This window comes from Streptomyces sp. BK340, from assembly GCF_007827595.1.
GTDB lineage: Bacteria > Actinomycetota > Actinomycetes > Streptomycetales > Streptomycetaceae > Streptomyces.
The window spans coordinates 1-17,395 of record NZ_VISR01000048.1; the positions used below are offsets into that span (position 1 = coordinate 1).

The 17,395-nt window shown below is 68.8% G+C and carries 16 protein-coding genes and 1 pseudogene; 10 read left to right on the forward strand and 7 right to left on the reverse strand.

What is annotated here, in order from left to right; translation table 11 throughout:
- Positions 1-555 precede the first annotated feature (555 nt).
- From FB157_RS45255 to FB157_RS45295, 9 genes and pseudogenes are all read left to right on the forward strand, one after another.
- Entirely contained in the window at positions 556-1,098 is a 543-nt protein-coding gene (locus FB157_RS45255) for a hypothetical protein (protein ID WP_261387007.1), read from the forward strand.
- A 28-nt stretch (positions 1,099-1,126) separates the two neighbouring features.
- Entirely contained in the window at positions 1,127-2,713 is a 1,587-nt protein-coding gene (locus FB157_RS45260; RefSeq protein WP_145887405.1) for a translation initiation factor IF-2, read from the forward strand.
- 30 nt (positions 2,714-2,743) lie between these two features.
- Positions 2,744-4,099: a type VII secretion-associated serine protease mycosin gene (gene mycP / locus FB157_RS45265; protein ID WP_145887407.1), complete on the forward strand. Its 1,356-nt coding sequence runs from the start codon at positions 2,744-2,746 to the stop codon at positions 4,097-4,099.
- Between the two features lie 146 nt (positions 4,100-4,245).
- Complete coding sequence (locus tag FB157_RS45270) at positions 4,246-4,707, forward strand: hypothetical protein (protein WP_145887408.1); 462 nt, start codon at positions 4,246-4,248, stop codon at positions 4,705-4,707.
- Positions 4,708-4,724: 17 nt separating this feature from the next.
- The gene (locus FB157_RS45275; protein WP_261387008.1) at positions 4,725-6,566 is read left to right on the forward strand and encodes an alpha/beta hydrolase family protein; all 1,842 of its coding nucleotides are present in this window, start codon (positions 4,725-4,727) and stop codon (positions 6,564-6,566) included.
- Positions 6,563-7,519: a hypothetical protein gene (locus FB157_RS45280; RefSeq protein ID WP_261387009.1), complete on the forward strand. Its 957-nt coding sequence runs from the start codon at positions 6,563-6,565 to the stop codon at positions 7,517-7,519. The genes FB157_RS45275 and FB157_RS45280 overlap by 4 nt, the downstream gene beginning before the upstream one ends.
- Before the next feature lie 197 nt (positions 7,520-7,716).
- Positions 7,717-8,043: pseudogene (locus FB157_RS49250) on the forward strand (hypothetical protein); the annotation flags it as partial.
- 105 nt (positions 8,044-8,148) lie between these two features.
- Complete coding sequence (locus FB157_RS45290; protein WP_186581980.1) at positions 8,149-9,189, forward strand: phosphatidylinositol-specific phospholipase C domain-containing protein; 1,041 nt, start codon at positions 8,149-8,151, stop codon at positions 9,187-9,189.
- Positions 9,190-9,281: 92 nt separating this feature from the next.
- Positions 9,282-9,839, forward strand: coding sequence for a GH25 family lysozyme (locus tag FB157_RS45295; RefSeq protein ID WP_145887412.1), 558 nt, complete (start codon positions 9,282-9,284; stop codon positions 9,837-9,839).
- A 51-nt stretch (positions 9,840-9,890) separates the two neighbouring features.
- Here FB157_RS45295 and FB157_RS45300 read toward each other — a convergent pair whose 3' ends face one another.
- Positions 9,891-10,553 carry an NADPH-dependent F420 reductase gene (locus FB157_RS45300; RefSeq protein WP_145887414.1) on the reverse strand — a complete coding sequence of 221 codons (663 nt, stop codon included), beginning with the start codon at positions 10,551-10,553 and terminating at the stop codon, positions 9,891-9,893.
- Positions 10,554-10,776: 223 nt separating this feature from the next.
- Complete coding sequence (locus FB157_RS45305; protein WP_145887416.1) at positions 10,777-10,989, reverse strand: EF-hand domain-containing protein; 213 nt, start codon at positions 10,987-10,989, stop codon at positions 10,777-10,779.
- A 189-nt stretch (positions 10,990-11,178) separates the two neighbouring features.
- Here FB157_RS45305 and FB157_RS45310 point away from each other — a divergent pair, with 189 nt between their 5' ends.
- On the forward strand, positions 11,179-11,838 hold the full coding sequence (locus FB157_RS45310; protein ID WP_145887418.1) for a GNAT family N-acetyltransferase: 660 nt from the start codon (positions 11,179-11,181) through the stop codon (positions 11,836-11,838).
- Here the strand turns inward: FB157_RS45310 and FB157_RS45315 are convergent.
- The 5 genes from FB157_RS45315 to FB157_RS45335 form a co-directional block, all read right to left on the reverse strand.
- Positions 11,805-12,992, reverse strand: a complete 1,188-nt coding sequence (locus tag FB157_RS45315; RefSeq protein ID WP_145887420.1) for a beta-propeller fold lactonase family protein — start codon at positions 12,990-12,992, stop codon at positions 11,805-11,807. The two genes, FB157_RS45310 and FB157_RS45315, sit on opposite strands and share 34 nt — an antisense overlap.
- Positions 12,992-13,807 carry a polysaccharide deacetylase family protein gene (locus tag FB157_RS45320; protein ID WP_145887422.1) on the reverse strand — a complete coding sequence of 272 codons (816 nt, stop codon included), beginning with the start codon at positions 13,805-13,807 and terminating at the stop codon, positions 12,992-12,994. The genes FB157_RS45315 and FB157_RS45320 overlap by 1 nt, the downstream gene beginning before the upstream one ends.
- 135 nt (positions 13,808-13,942) lie before the next feature.
- Positions 13,943-15,556, reverse strand: a complete 1,614-nt coding sequence (locus FB157_RS45325) for a PQQ-binding-like beta-propeller repeat protein (protein WP_186581981.1) — start codon at positions 15,554-15,556, stop codon at positions 13,943-13,945.
- A gap of 220 nt (positions 15,557-15,776) precedes the next feature.
- Positions 15,777-16,280 (reverse strand): ATP-binding protein, encoded by a 504-nt coding sequence (locus FB157_RS45330; RefSeq protein WP_145887424.1) that lies wholly within the window; start codon positions 16,278-16,280, stop codon positions 15,777-15,779.
- A 286-nt stretch (positions 16,281-16,566) separates the two neighbouring features.
- Positions 16,567-17,334 (reverse strand): enoyl-CoA hydratase/isomerase family protein, encoded by a 768-nt coding sequence (locus tag FB157_RS45335; RefSeq protein WP_145887426.1) that lies wholly within the window; start codon positions 17,332-17,334, stop codon positions 16,567-16,569.
- Positions 17,335-17,395 lie beyond the last annotated feature (61 nt).

A 17,395-nucleotide genomic window follows, 5' to 3' on the forward strand; every position in this document is an offset into this window, starting at 1 on the left:
CCGGTGGCCGTTCATCTATGCGGGCATCATCCCGACGCCGGAGCAAACCCCCGGATCAGGTCGAACCCGTACACCATCTCCATGGACGCAACCGGTCTTCGGGGAGGTCCGAGTCGGGCGCGACGCTCGTCGAACGGCTGGATGTCGGCATCCGTCGTGCCACAGCTCCGCTGTGCGGGTGTGCGCAGAGCGTCTCGGTGGCGGGGTATCCCGATCCCGCCGATCTCGACGCCACATCGCTAGTAAGCGGACCAGCCGTGACTGACCCGGTCAAGGTCATCTCTGCGCCACCTACCAGCCGGTATCGGCCATTCAGGGCGGCCACGCGGGCGCATCTGAGTACAAGTGCTCATGCGTCTGATGACGCTGGGGTGTTGGGTGGGCTCATGCTCGATGAGTCGCCTTGCTCCTGCCAGCGGGTCGAGGGGTACTACGTGGATGGCCTGCTCTCGGCCACTCCCCGCTACAGGGCGCCTGTGGACTGTCACCGCTGGTAGCTAGAGTTGCTGGTGGGGCTTCCGGTGTTCGGTGTTCTGACGGTAGGAGGAGGACGGTGTGTTGCCGAGCGATGCCGGGTCGACGTCGGGCGCGTCGTCGTGGGTGTCCGGCCTGTTCGACGTGGCACGCGACGCTGTCGCCGATGTGGCCACGGAGCTGTCGTCCTTCACCACCTTCCAGAACCGCGTCGACGCCCTGATCCACGACCTGAAGGGCTCGCAGGCAGGCCCGCGCCAAGTCGGACAGGAGCGGCTCGTGCGCCATCAGTTCGGTGGCGGGGCTGGGGCGTGGGCGGAGGCGGCCGGGCTGTTCAGCGCGTACGAGACGGTGATCAGCGAGCTGGAGACGCTGTCGAAGCTGCTGTCGGACTCCATGGAGGGCATGGGTATCGCGGTCATGGCCTCGCACAAGGGTTACCAGGACGTCGACCTGGACATCCGCGACCGCATGGCGGCGATCAGTGCGGAGACGACGGAGCACTACGGCGGCAGTTACGACCCCGAGGGGTCGAGCAGGGGCCACGACGGCGGGAACGGGACGCAGACGGGGCAGGCGCCGAGGCCAGCGCCGACGGGTGGCGACGCGGGCGGCTCGATCTGATGGAACCGACAGGGACGGGGGAGTTCTGATGCCTGGCAAGGGATCCGGCGGCGGCACGTCCTTCGAGGACATGAGCCACGAGCAGATGCTGGCGTGGCTCGACCAGGCCGACCCCGGCACAGTGCAGGCCGCCGCGGACCGACTCACCGCGGCCGCCAAGGAGATCCGCAAGATCGCCGAAGAGCTCAAGATCCGCCCGCAGTGGGTGGAATGGAAGGGCGAGGGCGCGCACGCGTTCCGCACCTGGTCTGGTGACCTGGCCAACTCCACACTGCGGCTTGGCGACTTCAGCGAAGGCGCTGGAAAGTGGCTGAACGAGGCTTCCGGAGCGATCGCGCAGGCGCAGGCATCCATTCCGCGCGACACCAAGGGTGCGACGGCCGATATGGACGCTGCGAACGCGGCGCACAACGACCCGGACGCGGCGGCGGTCAGCGCCAAGGCCAAGAGCGAGCCGGCTGCGCTGGCGGCGCACAAGGAGAGGGTCCGCCTGGAGGCGGCGGCGCAGATGCGGAAGCTGGGGCAGACCTACGAGTGGTCGGCCACGCAGATGAACAGGCTGGAGCGGCCGAAGTTTCCACCGCCGCCCGCGTCGATCGTGCCGCGTGACGTTGACGGACGGAGTACTGACCTAGCGCGTCCGAGCGCGGCAAGCTCAGGTAGGCCCAGCGGAGGTGGTGCCGGTGCCGCCGCGATCGGAGTGACACATGGGCATGCGGTGACCTCGGGACAGGCCGAGGCAAGACCGTCGACAAGTGCGGTGTCGCCACATCGCCTCGATCACCCGAGTTCGCGGCCGCCAGCAAGCGAGCCTGCAACGCATGTCGGCATTGACTCGGCGGGGGTGCTGCCGGAGGTCCACCATCCGTCCACTGATTCGCCGACAGGGGCACCCGCCACCCCTCGTCCGAACACGGAAGCACCACCTCTGTCGAACGGCACGCCTCCGCCTCCTATCGGTGTTCCTGCGCGTATGCCGTCTGTCCCAGGCGGCCTGGGGAGGGAAGCCGTCGGAGGACGCATGCCGGCACAGCCTGAGCAAGGAGCGGGCAGGCCAGTTCCCGGTCGAGGACCCATGGGACCCGGTGCGGCGCCGGGCCTGAACTTGCCCAGCCCTGAGGCGACGCCCAGCGGCCGCGCTGTCCCCGGGCAAGACCTGACACCCGGCCGCGGTGCCTCGACCAGTCCGGGAGTTACTGGTGGACGTCCTGCTGCGACCTCCGCCACCGGCCGGCGAGCAGGTCGGTGGCCCGGCGGGACGGTTGTCGGTGGCGAGCCTTCGGCCAGCCGCAGCTCGACTGGCGGCGGGCCGACCGCAGCCCCGCGAGAGCAGGAGAGAAATCCTTCCAGCTCGGCAGCCGGGCGTTCCATGACCACCCCGCGTAACGGAATCACCGGTGGTCGCCTGTTGCAGGCCGGCCGCACACCGGCGCGCCCGGGTGCACCGATACCCTCCGCACCGATGCGGGAAGGCATCTCCGGAGGTATGCCCAGCCAGGCCGGAACCCAACGCGGTGCTCGCGGTGCTGCCGCCGGGCCGACCGGCGGTGTCCGGCAGCGACAGCAGAAGCAGCAGACGGACCGTCGTGGCGAAGAACCGACCGAAGATCGCTGACTGAGAACCAGGCACACGGGAAGGAAGCACATGCTCACCGGCAACGCGCGGTACAGGGGGATCTGGGCCGCGGCCTCGGCGGCGATCAGTCTGCTTCTGGTGAGCGGTACGGCCACGCAGGCCGATGCCGACTCCACCCGAGCCGAGCAGTGGTATCTGGGTGCCATGCACGCCGGGGAGATGTGGCGGACGAGTACGGGCAAGGGGATCACTGTCGCCGTCATCGACACCGGAGTCGATCCGAACAATCCTGATCTGAAGGGACGAGTCCTCGACGGAAAGGACTACGCCCCCGCAGGCCGTGCCGGTGACGAGCACACGGACTACGACGGCCATGGCACGGGCATGGCAGGGCTCATCGCCGGCACGGGTGCGTACGGCGGAGGAAACGGCGCGTTCGGGCTCGCACCCGGGGCGAAGATCCTCCCGGTCCGGATGCCCGACACCGCGGACGTCAGTCCCTTCGCCGTGTCCGACTACTTCAGCAAGGGCATCCGCTACGCGGCTGATTCAGGAGCTCGGATCATCAACGTTTCGATGAGCGGTGGCATCAACACCCCTGAGCTGACCAATGCGGTCAAGTACGCCCTCGGCAAGGGTTCACTGATCTTTGCCGCAGTGGGCAACGATGCCGACAAGAGGCACGAGGTCGACTATCCGGCGGCCACGCCCGGAGTCGTCGGCGTGGCAGCGGTCGGCAAGGACCTCCGACGGGCCCCCTGGTCCCAGTACGGCCCTCAGGTGGACGTCTCTGCTCCAGGCGTGGACATGGTCCACGCCTGCGGTGGCAAGACAGGCCTCTGCAAGACCAGCGGCACTAGCGATGCCACGGCCATCGCCTCCGCCAGCGCCGCCCTGATCTGGTCCAAGCACCCTGACTGGACCAACAACCAGGTCCTCCGCGTCATACTCAACACCATTGGCGGCCCCACGGACGGATCCAAGCGCAACGACTCCATCGGCTACGGCATTGTGCGGCCGCGCGTCGCCCTGCAGAACCCCGGAGACCCGGGCTCCGCTGATGTCTATCCGCTGCCGGACCTGAAGGCCGCGGCGTCGAAGCCGGCGTCTCCGGAAGCCTCCGAAGCCGCAGGCGCCGGTGCTCCGGCAAAGGATGACAACTCCGCTGCGCCGGCATCCGCATCCGATGCCAGCGGCACCTACTGGATGGCGATGGGCATCGGTGGCGTCGTACTCCTCGGAGCCGTGCTCGCGGTTGGCGCCATCGCCCGCAGGCGACGGATGTCCGCAGCCCCACGCGCAACGCCAGTGTCCGCCCCGGGCCAAGCTCCTTACGCAGCACCGGGGTTCAGTCCCTCTCCTTACACACCACCGGTCCCACCGGACAGGTTCCCCCCGTCCGATCGAGGACCTGGGGCCGTCTGAGTACGGATACTCAGACGGGCTGGTGGCCGACGCGGATGGGGCACGTGATGCGGTCTGGCTACTGTGCTTCTCGACCACCGCAGCAATGCGGTCGCACGTTCACAGCATCTCGGCGGCGTACGACGAGACACGGGGAGGGGCCACGCGTGGCGTGGGATGAGTGGGAGCAGCTCAAGGCCGCGGCGGTCGAGCGGCAATCGGCGCACATGCAGCTCAACCAGCTGCCGGCCGACCTGGGAGGCACCAGCTCGGGCGGCGGCGTGTCCGGCAAACTCAGGTCCGACAAGGCCGCGTGGTCCACGGCGGGTGACGGCGTCGGCGATCTGCGGGACAACATCAGCAAGGCGCTGGCGCAGCTGGGAGAGGGCCAGAAGGGCCTCGGTAAGGATTCCGGGTGCCTGACCGCGGCTGCCCAGCGGGAGGTCCACACATCCTGGGAGCGCTACGTCGGGGACGTGAGCGGGCGCTGCGACAAGCTGGCCGGGCTGTTGGAGAAGGTGGGCAACGATCAGCTCAGGACGGACGAGGCCATCAAGGCTGAGATCGCGAAGGTGAAGACCGCGTACGAGGACACACCGGCGGTCGGCGGACAGTCCAGGGGCCGGTGACAGAGGCCATGGATTACATGACGCTGAAGACCTTGAAGCTGTCCGAGTACTCGGATGCGGCGGATGGTTTCCGCGCGGTGAGCGACATGGCCAGCGCGGCCAAGGACCGCATCGAATTGCAGATCACCGTGGCCATGAAGAAGGCCAACGAGGGTGAGGCAGCACATGCGGCGGACGGCCAGTTGCGGGAGCTGGCGAAGAACTTCCACTACACGCAGGTCGAGTGCGGCCTGGTCAGCACGGCGCTGGACGGGTTCGTGTACGACCTGGAGGCGGCCAGGAAGAAGCTGGACGCTGTGGTCGAGGAAGCGCACGCCAAGAAGTTCACCGTGAACTCCGACGGCTCGGTCAGCTACCCGCCCGCCGGTGAGAAGACCGACGGCAAACTCCCCGAGGGCGGCACCATAACCAGCCTGGCGGAGGACCCGACCGCAGACGCGATCGGCCGCTACGCGGCCAACATCGACCCCAACCCCAACGCCCAGTACGCGCAGGAATACGCCGACCTCATCGCGGACGCCGTCAAGGAGGCCACGGAGGCCGACGAGAAGTGGGCGCCGAAGCTGCGGGCGCTGAAGGCGGACGACGACCTGACGGTCTCCGACCGGGACTGGGCCGACGCGAAGAAGGACACCGCCGGTGTTCTCAAGGGAGCCGAGGACTACCTGCATTCCATCAAGGAGCCGCCCAAGCACGGGACTCCCAAGGAGAACGCGGAGTGGTGGAAGAGCCTTACCGACGAGCAGCGGGCGGATTACATCGCCGTCCATCCTGATTCGATCGGGTGGATGGACGGCCTTCCCGCCACCGTGCGTGATGAGGCGAACCGAACCGTACTTGCCGAGACCCGTGGCGCCACTCAGATCGAACTGGACGCCTGGATGGCGAAGGAGCCCGACCGCTTCACCACCGTTCACCAACTCAACCCCAACACGGGTGAGGAGGTGGACGTCCAGGTAAGGGATCCCGAAAAAGAAAATGAATGGCAGAAATGGGAAGCGAAGCGGAAGGAATTGCAGGGCCGAATCGACGGCATGGATTCGATCCAGAGTCGCTACGACAACTTCACCGGGGCTGACGGGACTCGGCCTTACCTGCTCGGATTCGACAACAAGAATCTCGGGCATGCCGCCGTATCCATTGGAAATCCGGACAGCGCCGACAATGTGGTGACGTATGTTCCGGGAACTGGCTCGAACCTGGGCGGCATTGATGGTGAAATCCGCCGAGCCGAAGCGCTCCAGGCCAAGGCGGAGCGAACTGATCTGACACATTCGACCGCATCAATCGTCTGGCTCGGCTACGATGCTCCGCAAAGTCTCGTGCCTGATGCGACTGACGACACCACATGGGCCGACAATGCCCGTGGGCCGCTGAGCAACTTTCTGACCGGCCTTGACACAGCCCACCACGGAGGGCACGTGAACTCGACGCTCCTGGGCCACAGCTATGGCTCTCTTGTGGCTGGCGAGACGATGCGCGACCATCCGAACCTGCCGGTGGACAACGCTATCTTGGTCGGAAGTCCGGGCACGGGGGTCAATCATGCCAAGGACCTGAACATCCCTACGGATCACGTCTGGGCAGCCACAGCGAAGAACGACCTGGTCAACATGGCCCCGCCGCCGGCAGGACGGCTGGCACCCCTGAACCCGAAGGCGTACATGCAGCTCTTTGACGACCACTCAGCCATGTACGGGACCGACCCGACATCCAACGAATTCGGTGGGCGGACCTTCGGGGTTCCTAACGGGCATCTTCCGGGTTGGCATTTGAAACTCATGCCCGCTCACTCCCAGTACTGGGAGGGGGACTCCCTGGACCATATGGCGGAGATCGTAACCGGAGGTGCTCCGTGAAGCTGCGCAACCTGATGTCGATTGGTGCACTGCTGACCGCGATGGTTGCGGTTACGGCGTGTGGGGCACACGGAAGTAAAGGAGACGGCGCCGCAACGCCGAAGCAGGTCGCGATGAACGAACATAAGGCAACCAAGCGCGCAGAGGAAATCATCCACCAGGCGGTGGACGGTATGTCGCCGAAGCCGAAACTCGAGCGCATCGGCCCCACGCCGGTGGGAGCCTGTATTGCCCGGGACGACGGCGGCCCCGATGATCGGTTGCAGGTCAGTCTCGCGTACAAGCTGACCGGAGTGCCAGGCAGTAAAGCCAAGTCGCTGGTGCGGCAGGCCAGGGACGCCTGGCTGAAACTGGGTTACAAGTTCCAGTCATCGGATGCGGACTGGTCCAAACCATTCCCCCACGTGAACATGCGTACCGAGTCCGATGACTTCTGGATGGACGCCATCACAGGCGTGGTGAACCGGGCCACAGGCGAAGGGCTGGCCTCCATCGGTGTGACCTCACCTTGCTTCTCGCGTAGCGCCAGTGATCAGTCCACGGCCGACTCCGCAGCCCTCCGGCGCACACCGGTCGACGAGCGCGCCGAGCATCGGGCCCTCGACCACTCCAGCCGAATCTATGACGCGCTCCAGGTACGGCACGCCCCAGCGCAGGAGGGGGAGGGGACCAGTGCCTACCAGGACTCGGAGGGGTCCTACGTCCACCACGCCTGGTCGACCCAGCCTCTTACGGAAGAGGAGACGGTCCGCGCGATGGCACGTGCGCAGACCTACTTCGAGAGGGCGGGCTGGATCGTGCGTCATGTTCCAACTGACACCGGCATCCCCGCGATCGTCGCCCGCAACGCCGAGGACGGGAGCGTGGCCCAGGTCGCCCCGTCGACGACCACCGGCGCTGTGCGCGTCGCAGTGACGACACCTGCTGTGCCAGAGGATCCCGCGAAGGTTTGAGTTTGCCCCAGGCCGAAAGCAATCGCGCGGAGAGCCCTGTACGCCAAACTTCTGGCGGTTGCGCTGCAGTTGACTGGAGCAGAGTGAGACCCCTTGGCTTGCGGCCAAACTGGGCTCATCGGCGCTCCTCCGGCCTCATTACGGCCGTGGGCGAGAAGGCCCGCCGAGACGGCGGCCGGATCCGGCGTACTCCCGTCTACGCGGCACAGCGCGAGGACATGTTCCACGTCCTGCGGCACACCTACGCCAGCGCGCAGCTGGAGGCCGGCGAGTCGGTCGTGAGCCTGTCCACATGGCTGGGGCACTCCTCGCCGAAGATCACACTCGACCACTACGCTCACTTCATGCCCGGCGCCGGTCAGCGCGGCCTGGCCGCGATGGACGCATGGCTGGATCAAGATCCACCGCGGTTTGTCCCCAAGGAGTCGAGTGCTGACCCCTCCCCCGCCGGCCGGCTCTCCCGCGTGACGTCCGGTTGCCGTTTCCACCGCCCGTCCTCGGCTCTCATGTTCAACTGCTCGTGAAAGACGCCCACTTCGCGAGGGCGATGTTCCTCCAGGGGCTACCGTTCAGTAACCGATCTCTCCTACGCTGCCGCCAACTCAGCGACAGCGAAGGGGAGTTCACGCATGCGCGCGGTTCGTGTGGTGAGACGGGCAGGGGTGTTCCTGGGTGCCGCCGCCCTGCTGATAGCGGTGCCGGCGAATGCCCACGGGGCGGAGCCGAAGTTCTCCGGGACGACGGCCATCGGGACGCACAACGCGTACGACAAGGCCAAGTACACCTACTTCGCACAGGCGTTGGACTCGGGTGCCTCGCTGCTCGAGCTGGACGTGTACGTGGACAGCATCAGCCACCGCTGGCGCGTCAGTCACAGCAATCCGTTCGGCGACAACAACAACTGCGAGGCCGCGAAGACGCCGGGCGAGCTGTACAGCAAGAGCCGGAACCAGGACCTGGGCAGTTGCCTGGACAACATCGCGGCCTGGAACCAGCTGCACCCCGACCACCCGCCGATCGTGTTCAAGGTCGAGATGAAGGTCGGCTTCAACGACAAGGGGGGCCTCGGCCCGGACGAGTTCGACACCCTGGTGTCGCAGAAGCTCGGCAGCAGCGTGTACAAGCCGTCCGACCTGCTGGGCGGGACGTACTCCTCCCTGGACGCGGCGGCCAGGGCCGACGCCTGGCCCTCCCGCGACTCCCTCAGGGGCAAGTTCCTCTTCGAGCTGATCCCGGGCACGGTGGAGCAGTCCAACCCGTTCGACCACTACTGGACGGACGAGGAGTACGGCGACCATCTCCGCGACCTGTACGCGGCGGGCAGGATCGGCGAGGCACAGGCCTTCCCGGCCGTGCTCGGCGCCGCGAACGGCGACCCGCGCACCAGCCGTTACGACGCCTCGATCAGGCCCTGGTTCGTGTTCTTCGACGGTGACGCGGCGACGTACGTGAACAACGGCTACGACACCTCGCTCTACTCCGCGAACCACTACATCCTGATCACCACGGGCGCCGACGGCGTGTCCCCCGCGATCTCCTCGACCGATCCCACGGACGCCGAAGTCGCCGCCCGGCTCGCCCTGCTGGCCAAGGACCACGCGAGCATCATCACCTCGGACTGGTCCGCCAAGTCGGCGTCGGTCCTGGGATCGGTGACGCCCCGGAGCTGACTTTTCGCCTGCAACGGCGGATCTCCGGCGCCAAGGTGGGGCATAAACACGTCAACTCCTGTCCCCCCACCGGCACTCAAGGGAGTCCCCTCATGCTGCACGGCATTGACGTCAGCGCGTACCAGTCGTCGTCGTACGACACGGACGGCCTCTCCTTCGTCTTCATCAAGGCGACGGAGGGGCGTTCGTACGTGAACCCGAGACTCGCCACCCAGGCCAAGCACGGCCGCGACGCCGGACTCGTCGTCGGCTACTACCACTTCCTGTGGCCGGGTCATGTCGCCGCCCAGGCCGAGTACTTCGTCAGGCACGCCCCCGAGCGGGCGGGCGACCTGCTCGCCGTCGACTGGGAGACGACCAGCGACGGCACGCACGCCAGCAACGCGGAGAAGGACCTGTTCATCCGCACCGTGAAGGAACTCCGCCCCCACAACAAGGTGTTGCTCTACGCCAACCGGGAGTACTGGCTGAACGTGGACGTCACCTCGTACGCCGGCGACGGCCTCTGGATCGCCGACTACGTGAGCGCGGGCCACCCCCGCATCGAGGCCAAGTGGCGCTTCCACCAGTACAGCAGCGAGCCGCACGACAAGAACGTGGCCGCCTTCGCCGACCGCAGCGCTCTGCGGGAGTGGGCCGCCGGCGACTGAGCCCCGCGTCGCCGGCGAGGACGAGGCCCGTGCGGCCGGGCGACCCGGGCGTCAGCCGCGGAACTCCGCCGGACGCTCCGGGGACGCCTCCGCCAGGGCGTTGCGCACGGCCTCCAGGCCCGCCTGCAGGCCGTACACCGGGGTGCCCGGCTGCTGGCGCCAGGAGTCGTCGAGGCCGCCCGCATCGACCGTGTCGAAGCCGAGTTCGTCGATGAGGTCGCGGACGACCTGCTTGGCGGCCCGGTCGTCGCCGGCCACCGGGAGGGCCATGCGCCCGGCGTCGCCGGCCGGGCGGGGGCGGTCGAGGATGTCCTGGGCGTAGGTGCCGTTGAACGCCTTGATCACGGGGTGTCCGAGGTGCCGTTCGGTCCAGCGGCTCTCGGTCAGGCCCTCGTCCTCGATACCGGCGATCCGGCCGTCGCGCTGCTGCGGGTAGTAGTTGTTGGTGTCGATCACGGCGACACCCTCGGCCGCCCCGTCCAGCAGGCCGGCGGGGAGGTCCGGGACCCGGTTGAGGGGAACGGTGACCACGACGACCTGGGCGCCCTTGGCGGCCTCCGTCGCCGGGACCGGGGTCGCACCGGTCTCCTCTGCGAGTTCCTTGAGGGTCTCGGGGCCACGGGAGTTGGCCACGGACACGTCGTGGCCGAGGGCGGTGAGCCGCCGGGTGAGGTTGCCGCCGATGTTCCCCGCGCCGATGATGCCGATCTTCATGACAGAACCTTCCGGGTCGATGCACGTGCATACGTCAGTCGTCGGCGACAACCTCGGGGGGAACGGGAGTATTCCGGTGACTGCGCCGGACGGGCGACCCCCCGCGGTACGTCCCCGGACCCGTACGACGATCTCGCCCGTGTGCCGGTTGGACCGCGCGGGGTGGCGTAGGCATGACGAAGGGGGTGCCCTCCCCGCGGGACGGGCACCCCCTTCGGGCGGGTCACTTGTTCAGGTAGGCCCAGAACTCGTCGAACGACAGGACCTTGTCGCCGTTCAGGTCGCGGGTCTTGATGATGGCCTCGGCGACCGTGTCGGTGACGTTCCAGTCGCCCCCCTGCGCCAGCGCGTGCTTGAACTCGGCAGCGGTGATGACACCGTCGCCGTCCGCGTCGATCCGCTGGAACTGCTTGCGTGCTTCCTCGATGTCGGCCACCGATCCGCCCCTTTTGTTCGTGGTTCTCATGCCGTTTCGGCGTACTGTCGCTGGTCAGATTAACGGCCGCCGTGAGCATGCGGTGCGGCGACCACCCACAGCCCACCCATGGTGAAAAGTCCGGTGCCGTTGTCGATCACGTCTGCGAGTCTGGGCCTTCCGGTCGGTGGAGACTCGAGGAGCACGGTTTTGGAGACTTTGCGGGACATTCTCGATGCGGCGGCGCAGGGCGTCTTCCCGCCGGCGGACGGCGGCACGACGGTCGTTCCCCAGCCCTCGCCCCGGGACGCCGGCGTCCTGGCCTTCACCGCGCACTCGGTCGTGTTCACCGACGAGGATCCGGCCTGGGTGCGGGAGACGCTGCGCACGGTCACCGAGGAGTGCGACGCACTGGCCGCCACGATGAACCCGCGTTTCCTGACCGCGCTGACGGACCGCACCGGGCGCCGTACGGACACGGTCGACGTGATGCTCGTCGGGTCCCCGCTGCCGGGCCGTCCGGCGCTCGCGCTGCGGGAGATCGCCGACCCGTCCCACCCGCGGGTGGTCAGCTCGCGCCGGCGGCGCGACGACGTCCGGGTGTGGACCACGGACGGCGGGGTGCTGGTGCTGGGGCGCGGGGTGGCGGGCCGGCTGGAGGTGGCGGTCGAGGTGGACGGCGCGGTACGGCACCGGGGGCTGGGCCGGGCGCTCGTGAGGGCGGCGCGGCAGCTGGCCGATGAGCCGGTGTGGGCCCAGGTGTCGGCGGGGAACGCCCGCAGTATGCGGGCGTTCCAGGCGGCCGGGTACCGTCCGGTGGGTTCGGAGGTGCTGCTTCAGCGGAAGATGCCGGTGTGCCCGAGTGAGTAGCGGCCCGGCTGCGGGTAGACGGCGAGGCCGTGCGGTCCGCTGCCGACCTTGATGCGGGCCAGTTCGGTGCCGGTGCGGGTGTCGATGGCGTACACCTCGGAGTTGTAGCGGCCGGAGAGCCACAGCACCTTGCCGTCGGAGGAGACCCCGCCCATGTCGGGGCTGCCGCCGCCGGGCAGACGCCACTTCTTGGTGAGCCTGTTCTCGGTGAAGTCGAAGATGGAGATGGTGCCCTCGCCGCGGTTGGAGATGAACATCTCCCGGGAGTCCCGGCTGATGTACAGCCCGTGGGCGCCCTTGCCGGTGGCGAGGAAATCCGGCTTGCCGAAGGTGTCCCCGTTCACGATCCACATGCCGTTGGCCACCATGTCGGCGATGTAGAAGAGCTTGCCGTCCGGGGAGACCTTGACGTCCTGCGGCATCGCGCCGTGCAACGGCAGCTTCTGGTGGGCGACGACCTCCATCCGCGCGGTGTCGACCTTGAGGAGTTCGCCGCTGAACTCGCAGGAGACGATGAAGTAGCGGCCGTCCAGGGAGAAGTCGGCGTGGTTGACGCCGTAGCAGCCGACCGGGAGTGCCTTCGCGACCTTCATGGTGTGCGCGTCGCGGAAGACGAGCTGACGGTCCATGGAGGCCATGACGATCGCGTACTTGCCGTCGGGCGTGAAGTACAGGTTGTACGGGTCGTGCACGGCGACCGGCCGGCCGGCCTTCCCGGTCCTCGGGTCGATGGGGGTGAGGCTGTTGCCGAGGTCGTTGTTGACCCAGAGGGTCTTCAGGTCCCAGGACGGCACGACGTGCTGGGGCTGCCGGCCGACCGGGATGGTCTTGAGGATCCGGTAGGTCTCCGGGTCGATGACCGTGACGGTGTCGGAGTTGGTGTTGGGGACGTACACCCGGGACGGGAAGTCCTTGACGACCGGGGAGAGTCGGTTCGGCCGGTCGGCCGCGTAGACGTCGGCCGGGTCCAGCACCGGGGGCATCCCGGGCAGCCCGTCCACCTGCTGCCTCTTCACCTGCGGCTGGGCGGGGGCCTTGCTGCCGAGGGCCTCGCTCTCCCTGGTCTGGGCGTCACCGCTGCACGCGGACAGCAGTGCCAGGGCGGTGAGGGCGGCTCCGGCGGCCAGGAGGCGGGCGGCTTTCGTGGTTCGCATCAGCTCAGCAGCTCCGTGGTGGTGACCGCGCGCAGGTGGCGGCGGTCGAGTTCGTGGAGTACGGCGGGGAGGGCGGCGACCGTGTCCGGGTATCCGAAGTGCAGGCTCACCACCGATCCGCCCCGCACTTCGGCGAGGACCTTGCGGGTGACCGCGTCGGCTCCGGGGCGGGTGTAGTCGAGCGAGTCGACGTCGTACGACAGCACGTGCGGGTAGCCCGCGGCGCGGGCCAGCCGGGTGACCAGCGGGGAGGCCGTCGGGGAGCGGGAGGGCCGGAACCAGGTGCCGATCGACCCGGTGAGCCGCTTCAGCCGGTCCGCGCAGTCGGTGATCTCCTTGCGGGCCTCCGCCTCCGCCATGGCGTTGACGGAGATGTGCCGCTGGGTGTGGTTGCCGAGGTCGTGGCCGCCGTCGAGGATGCGGCGGGCCAGGCCCGGGTGCTGGTCCAGCCAGGTGCCGACGGCGAGCACGGTCAGCCGGGCGCCGTGCTGTTCGGCCGTGCTGAGCAGGGACTCGGCGAAGTCGGGGTCGCCCTGCCCGTGGAAGGTGAGGGCGACCTGGGGGCGGGTGCGCGGGCCGTGGGTGATCTGGGCGGGCAGGCCGGCGTAGGCGCGGGGGGCGGGGGCGGCGTGGGGGGTGGCCGCGGGACGGCCGGACGCGTCGGCGGGCGGGGCGGACCCGGGATGCGCGGCGGTCGTCGCGCCGGGGCGGGCCTCCTGGCCGGCGCCGCAGCCGGCGGCGAACGCGCCCCCGGTGACGAGCCCGGCGCCCGCGCGCAGCACCCCGCGTCGGTTGGTCGTGGTCACCCGCACCATTTAAGGGGCGTTGGGTAAGAAAACGGCCGATTGCGCCGATCGAGGGGCGATTTCGGGTCGCGGTCGCCGCCGGACCCCGGGCACACGGGCGTGCCCGGCCTCTCGGGTCGGGCACGCTCGTGCCGTGGAACGGTCCTACGCGATGCCGAAGGCCACCAGGTGCCCGTCCCTGGTCCCTACGTAGACGCGGCCGCCGTCGGTGGCGGGCAGTGACCACTTGGACGCCGTTTCGATCGGGAAGGAGCGGCGCAGGTGGAGGGTGCCGTTGACGGGCACGGGGTCGTAGACCCGCAGTGCGCTGGCGGAATCCGATTTGTTGACGGTCCAGACCAGGGCGGATCCGGGCGTCGTCCCGTTGGAGGTGACCACCGGGGAGGACGAGCCGTAGCCGAAGTTCTCGGCGCTGGTGCCGGCGCTGGTCAGGACCGGGGTGCCGGCGCTGTTCACCGAGTACTTCAGCGCACGCAGCGGCGAGCGGCCGCTCCCGGTGTCGGTGCCCACCGTGTACACGTAGCCGCCGTCGCCGCCCCAGACGCCGGGGTGGCCCCAGATGCCCTCGAACGGTCCGGCCACGCTCACCGGGTTGTCCGTACCGTTCGGCCCCTGGCCCATGCCGCCCAGATGGTCCCGGTCCAGCAGGAAGACGCGGCCGTCCTTCGCGACCTGGACCAGCAGCCGCGGGTGCGCGGTGGTGCCGAAGCTGTTCGGAAGAGCGGCCGGACCGCCCGAGCCGAGGTCGGTGTCGTTCGCGTCCAGGGTCTTGTTGTTGGTCGGGCTGAAGAAGTTCCTGGCCGAGAGGGTGCCGTCACTGTTCACGCCGAGCCGCACCACCGACTCCCCGAGGCCGGCCGGGGGCAGGTAGCCGGGTCCGGCGCCCGGCGAGGCGCCCGTTCCGGAGCCGTTGCCGGTGGCGAGGAAGATCCGGCCGTTGCCGTCCGAGACCAACCCGCCGCCGCTCTGCCAGATGCCGGCCTCCTTGCCGTCGGATCCGGCCTCGGCGGACCAGAGGGTGAGCTTGCGGCTGGCGACGTTCACGCCGACCACCTGGCCGACGTACGGGCCGTGGTCGCAGTACGAGGCGAACCCGGCGTACACCGACCCGTTGAGCAGCAGCAGGCCGGGCCGCTGCGATGCCGTGAGCGGGTTGAACGGGTGGCCGGGGCTGTTGGTGGGCGTGCCCTTGACGGTCACCGGCCAGCCTGCGCGCTCGGCGCCGGTGGAGGCGCTCAACGCGTGGATGTACCAGTGCGGGTGCAACGCGTCCGGGCCGTCGTTCACCTTGCTGGTGAGGTAGACCGTGTTGGACGACGCGTCGTACACCGGCGTGGCGGTGACCCCGGTGAGACCGCTGTCGCAGTTGACGGCCGAGGTGGGCCAGGCCGGACCGAGCTGGCGGGTCCAGCTTTTCTTCCCGGTCGCGGCGTCGATCCCGTAGACGTAGTTGTTCTGTGTGGCGACGACCACGTTGGTGCCGGTGACCAACGGCTGGGCCGCCACCGTGCCGTTGACCGCGGCGGACCAGCGCTGCCCGAAGGCGGAGGACGACACCACGGACGGCGAGAGCTTCGGCTCGTGCGAGTCCCACCCGGTGCGCAGGTTGTTCACCGAGATGGTGGATTCGACGGCCTGCGACGGACCGGCGATCCCCAGCAGCAGGAGACCCGTCAGCGCGGCCGCCCTGGCCTTCGGCCGCAGCAGCCCTCGTCGTCCTCCTGCTCGTCGGTGCGTCGGTGAAGCGACTCGCGCCATGTGATCCGCCCTTGTCTCCGCCTGCGTGGACGCCGGCATCCGGCCGAGAGCCATTGTGGTGACCGAAAGTCATATGACCGGCACCCCGAGGGGGCGTGGCGGAGGATTCATTCGCAGGGACCACACCGCCGGGTCTCCTCGACCCGGCTGCAGGGCCGGTCCGGCCCTAGGGGGTTTCGTTTGGATCAGCCCGGGTCCGCCCTGATCCAAACGAAACCCCCTAGCGGTCGGCGACCCGCATCTCGAACCAGGTGGTCTTGCCGCGCGGCAGGAGGTCGACGCCCCAGCGGTCGGACAGCTTGTCCACCAGGAACAGGCCGCGGCCGCTGACGTCCATTTCCTGAACCGGCATCAGACAGGGCAGTCCGCGGGAGGGATCGCGGACCTCGACGCGGATCCAGCCGCGGCGGCGGCGCATCCGGAGGCCGAAGACCCGGGCCCCGGTGTGCCGTACGGCGTTGCCGACGAGTTCGGAGACGAGTAAGACCGCGTCCTCGGTCATCTTGGGGGTCAGCCCCCACTGCCGTAGTACGACGACCTGGGCGAGCCGGCGCGCGGTGGCCGCGGACTCCGGGCGGGACGGCAGCGGTACCTCCGCCTCCGTCGGGTTGCCGAACAGTTCGAGCGCCTTGAGCGCCTGTTCGTCCTCGACCGCGGGCGACCACCGCGCCGCGGCCGCACGGCTGTGTCCCCGCGGCTGTTCGATGCCCTCCAGCCCCGCCATGCCCCCATGATGGCCGTCCGGAGCCGTCTCCGTGGCCGTTCCGGAGGAATACGCCCCCCTCACGCCCCTGCCGTGCCCCGACCTGCCGGCATATGCCGATGGCATTTCCGATCTTGGAACAGTCCATCTGACCTGCGGCGACGGCTCGCTTTCGGGCAATCGACGGACTCCCTCGACGAGGCAGGTTTAAGGTTGCCTTAAGGCTCCCATAAACCGCCCCATCGAGGGACCCGGATCAGACAAGGCGTCAACTACAAGCCCTGCGGGGGACGTTCACCGGTGAATTTCACAGGAACTTCGCCTTGCCCGGCCCCTCCTCGACGAAGCTGCGCATGCCCCGCTCGCGGTCCTCGGTGGCGAACAGACCCGCGAACCAGTTCCGCTCGACGGCGAGTCCGGTGTCGATGTCGGTCTCCAGACCGGTGTCGATCGACTCCTTCGCCGCGCGCAGCGCGATGGCCGGCCCCTGGGCCAGCTTGGCGGCCCAGGCGTGCGCCTGCTCGTAGACCTCGGCGGCCGGGACGACCCGGTCCACCAGGCCGATCGCGAGAGCCTCGTCGGCCTTCACCATCCGGCCCGTGAAGATCAGGTCCTTGGCCTTGGAGGGGCCGACGAGGCGGGGCAGCCGCTGGGTGCCGCCCGCGCCCGGGATCAGACCGAGCAGGATCTCCGGCTGGCCGAGCTTGGCGTTGTCGGCGGCGATGCGGTAGTCCGCGCACAGGGCCAGCTCGCAACCGCCGCCGAGCGCGTACCCGGTGACGGCCGCGACGACGGGCTTGGGGATGCGGGCCACGGCGGTGAAGGAGTCCTGCAGGGCGCGGGCGCGCAGGACCATCGCGGTGTGGTCCATCGCCTGCATCTCCTTGATGTCCGCGCCCGCCGCGAACACCCGCTCGCCGCCGTAGATCACCACGGCGCGCACGTCCTCGCGGCGCGTGGCCTCCTCGGCGAGTTCCTTCAGCCGGTCCTGCGTGGCGACGTCCAGCGCGTTCATCGGCGGCCGGTCCAGCCGCAGCGTTCCGACACCTTCGGCGACTTCGAGATTCACGGTCATGCGCAGCAGGTTAACGGGGACTAACGAGTGCGGGCCCGGTGCCGTAGGTCACAGCGCCGGG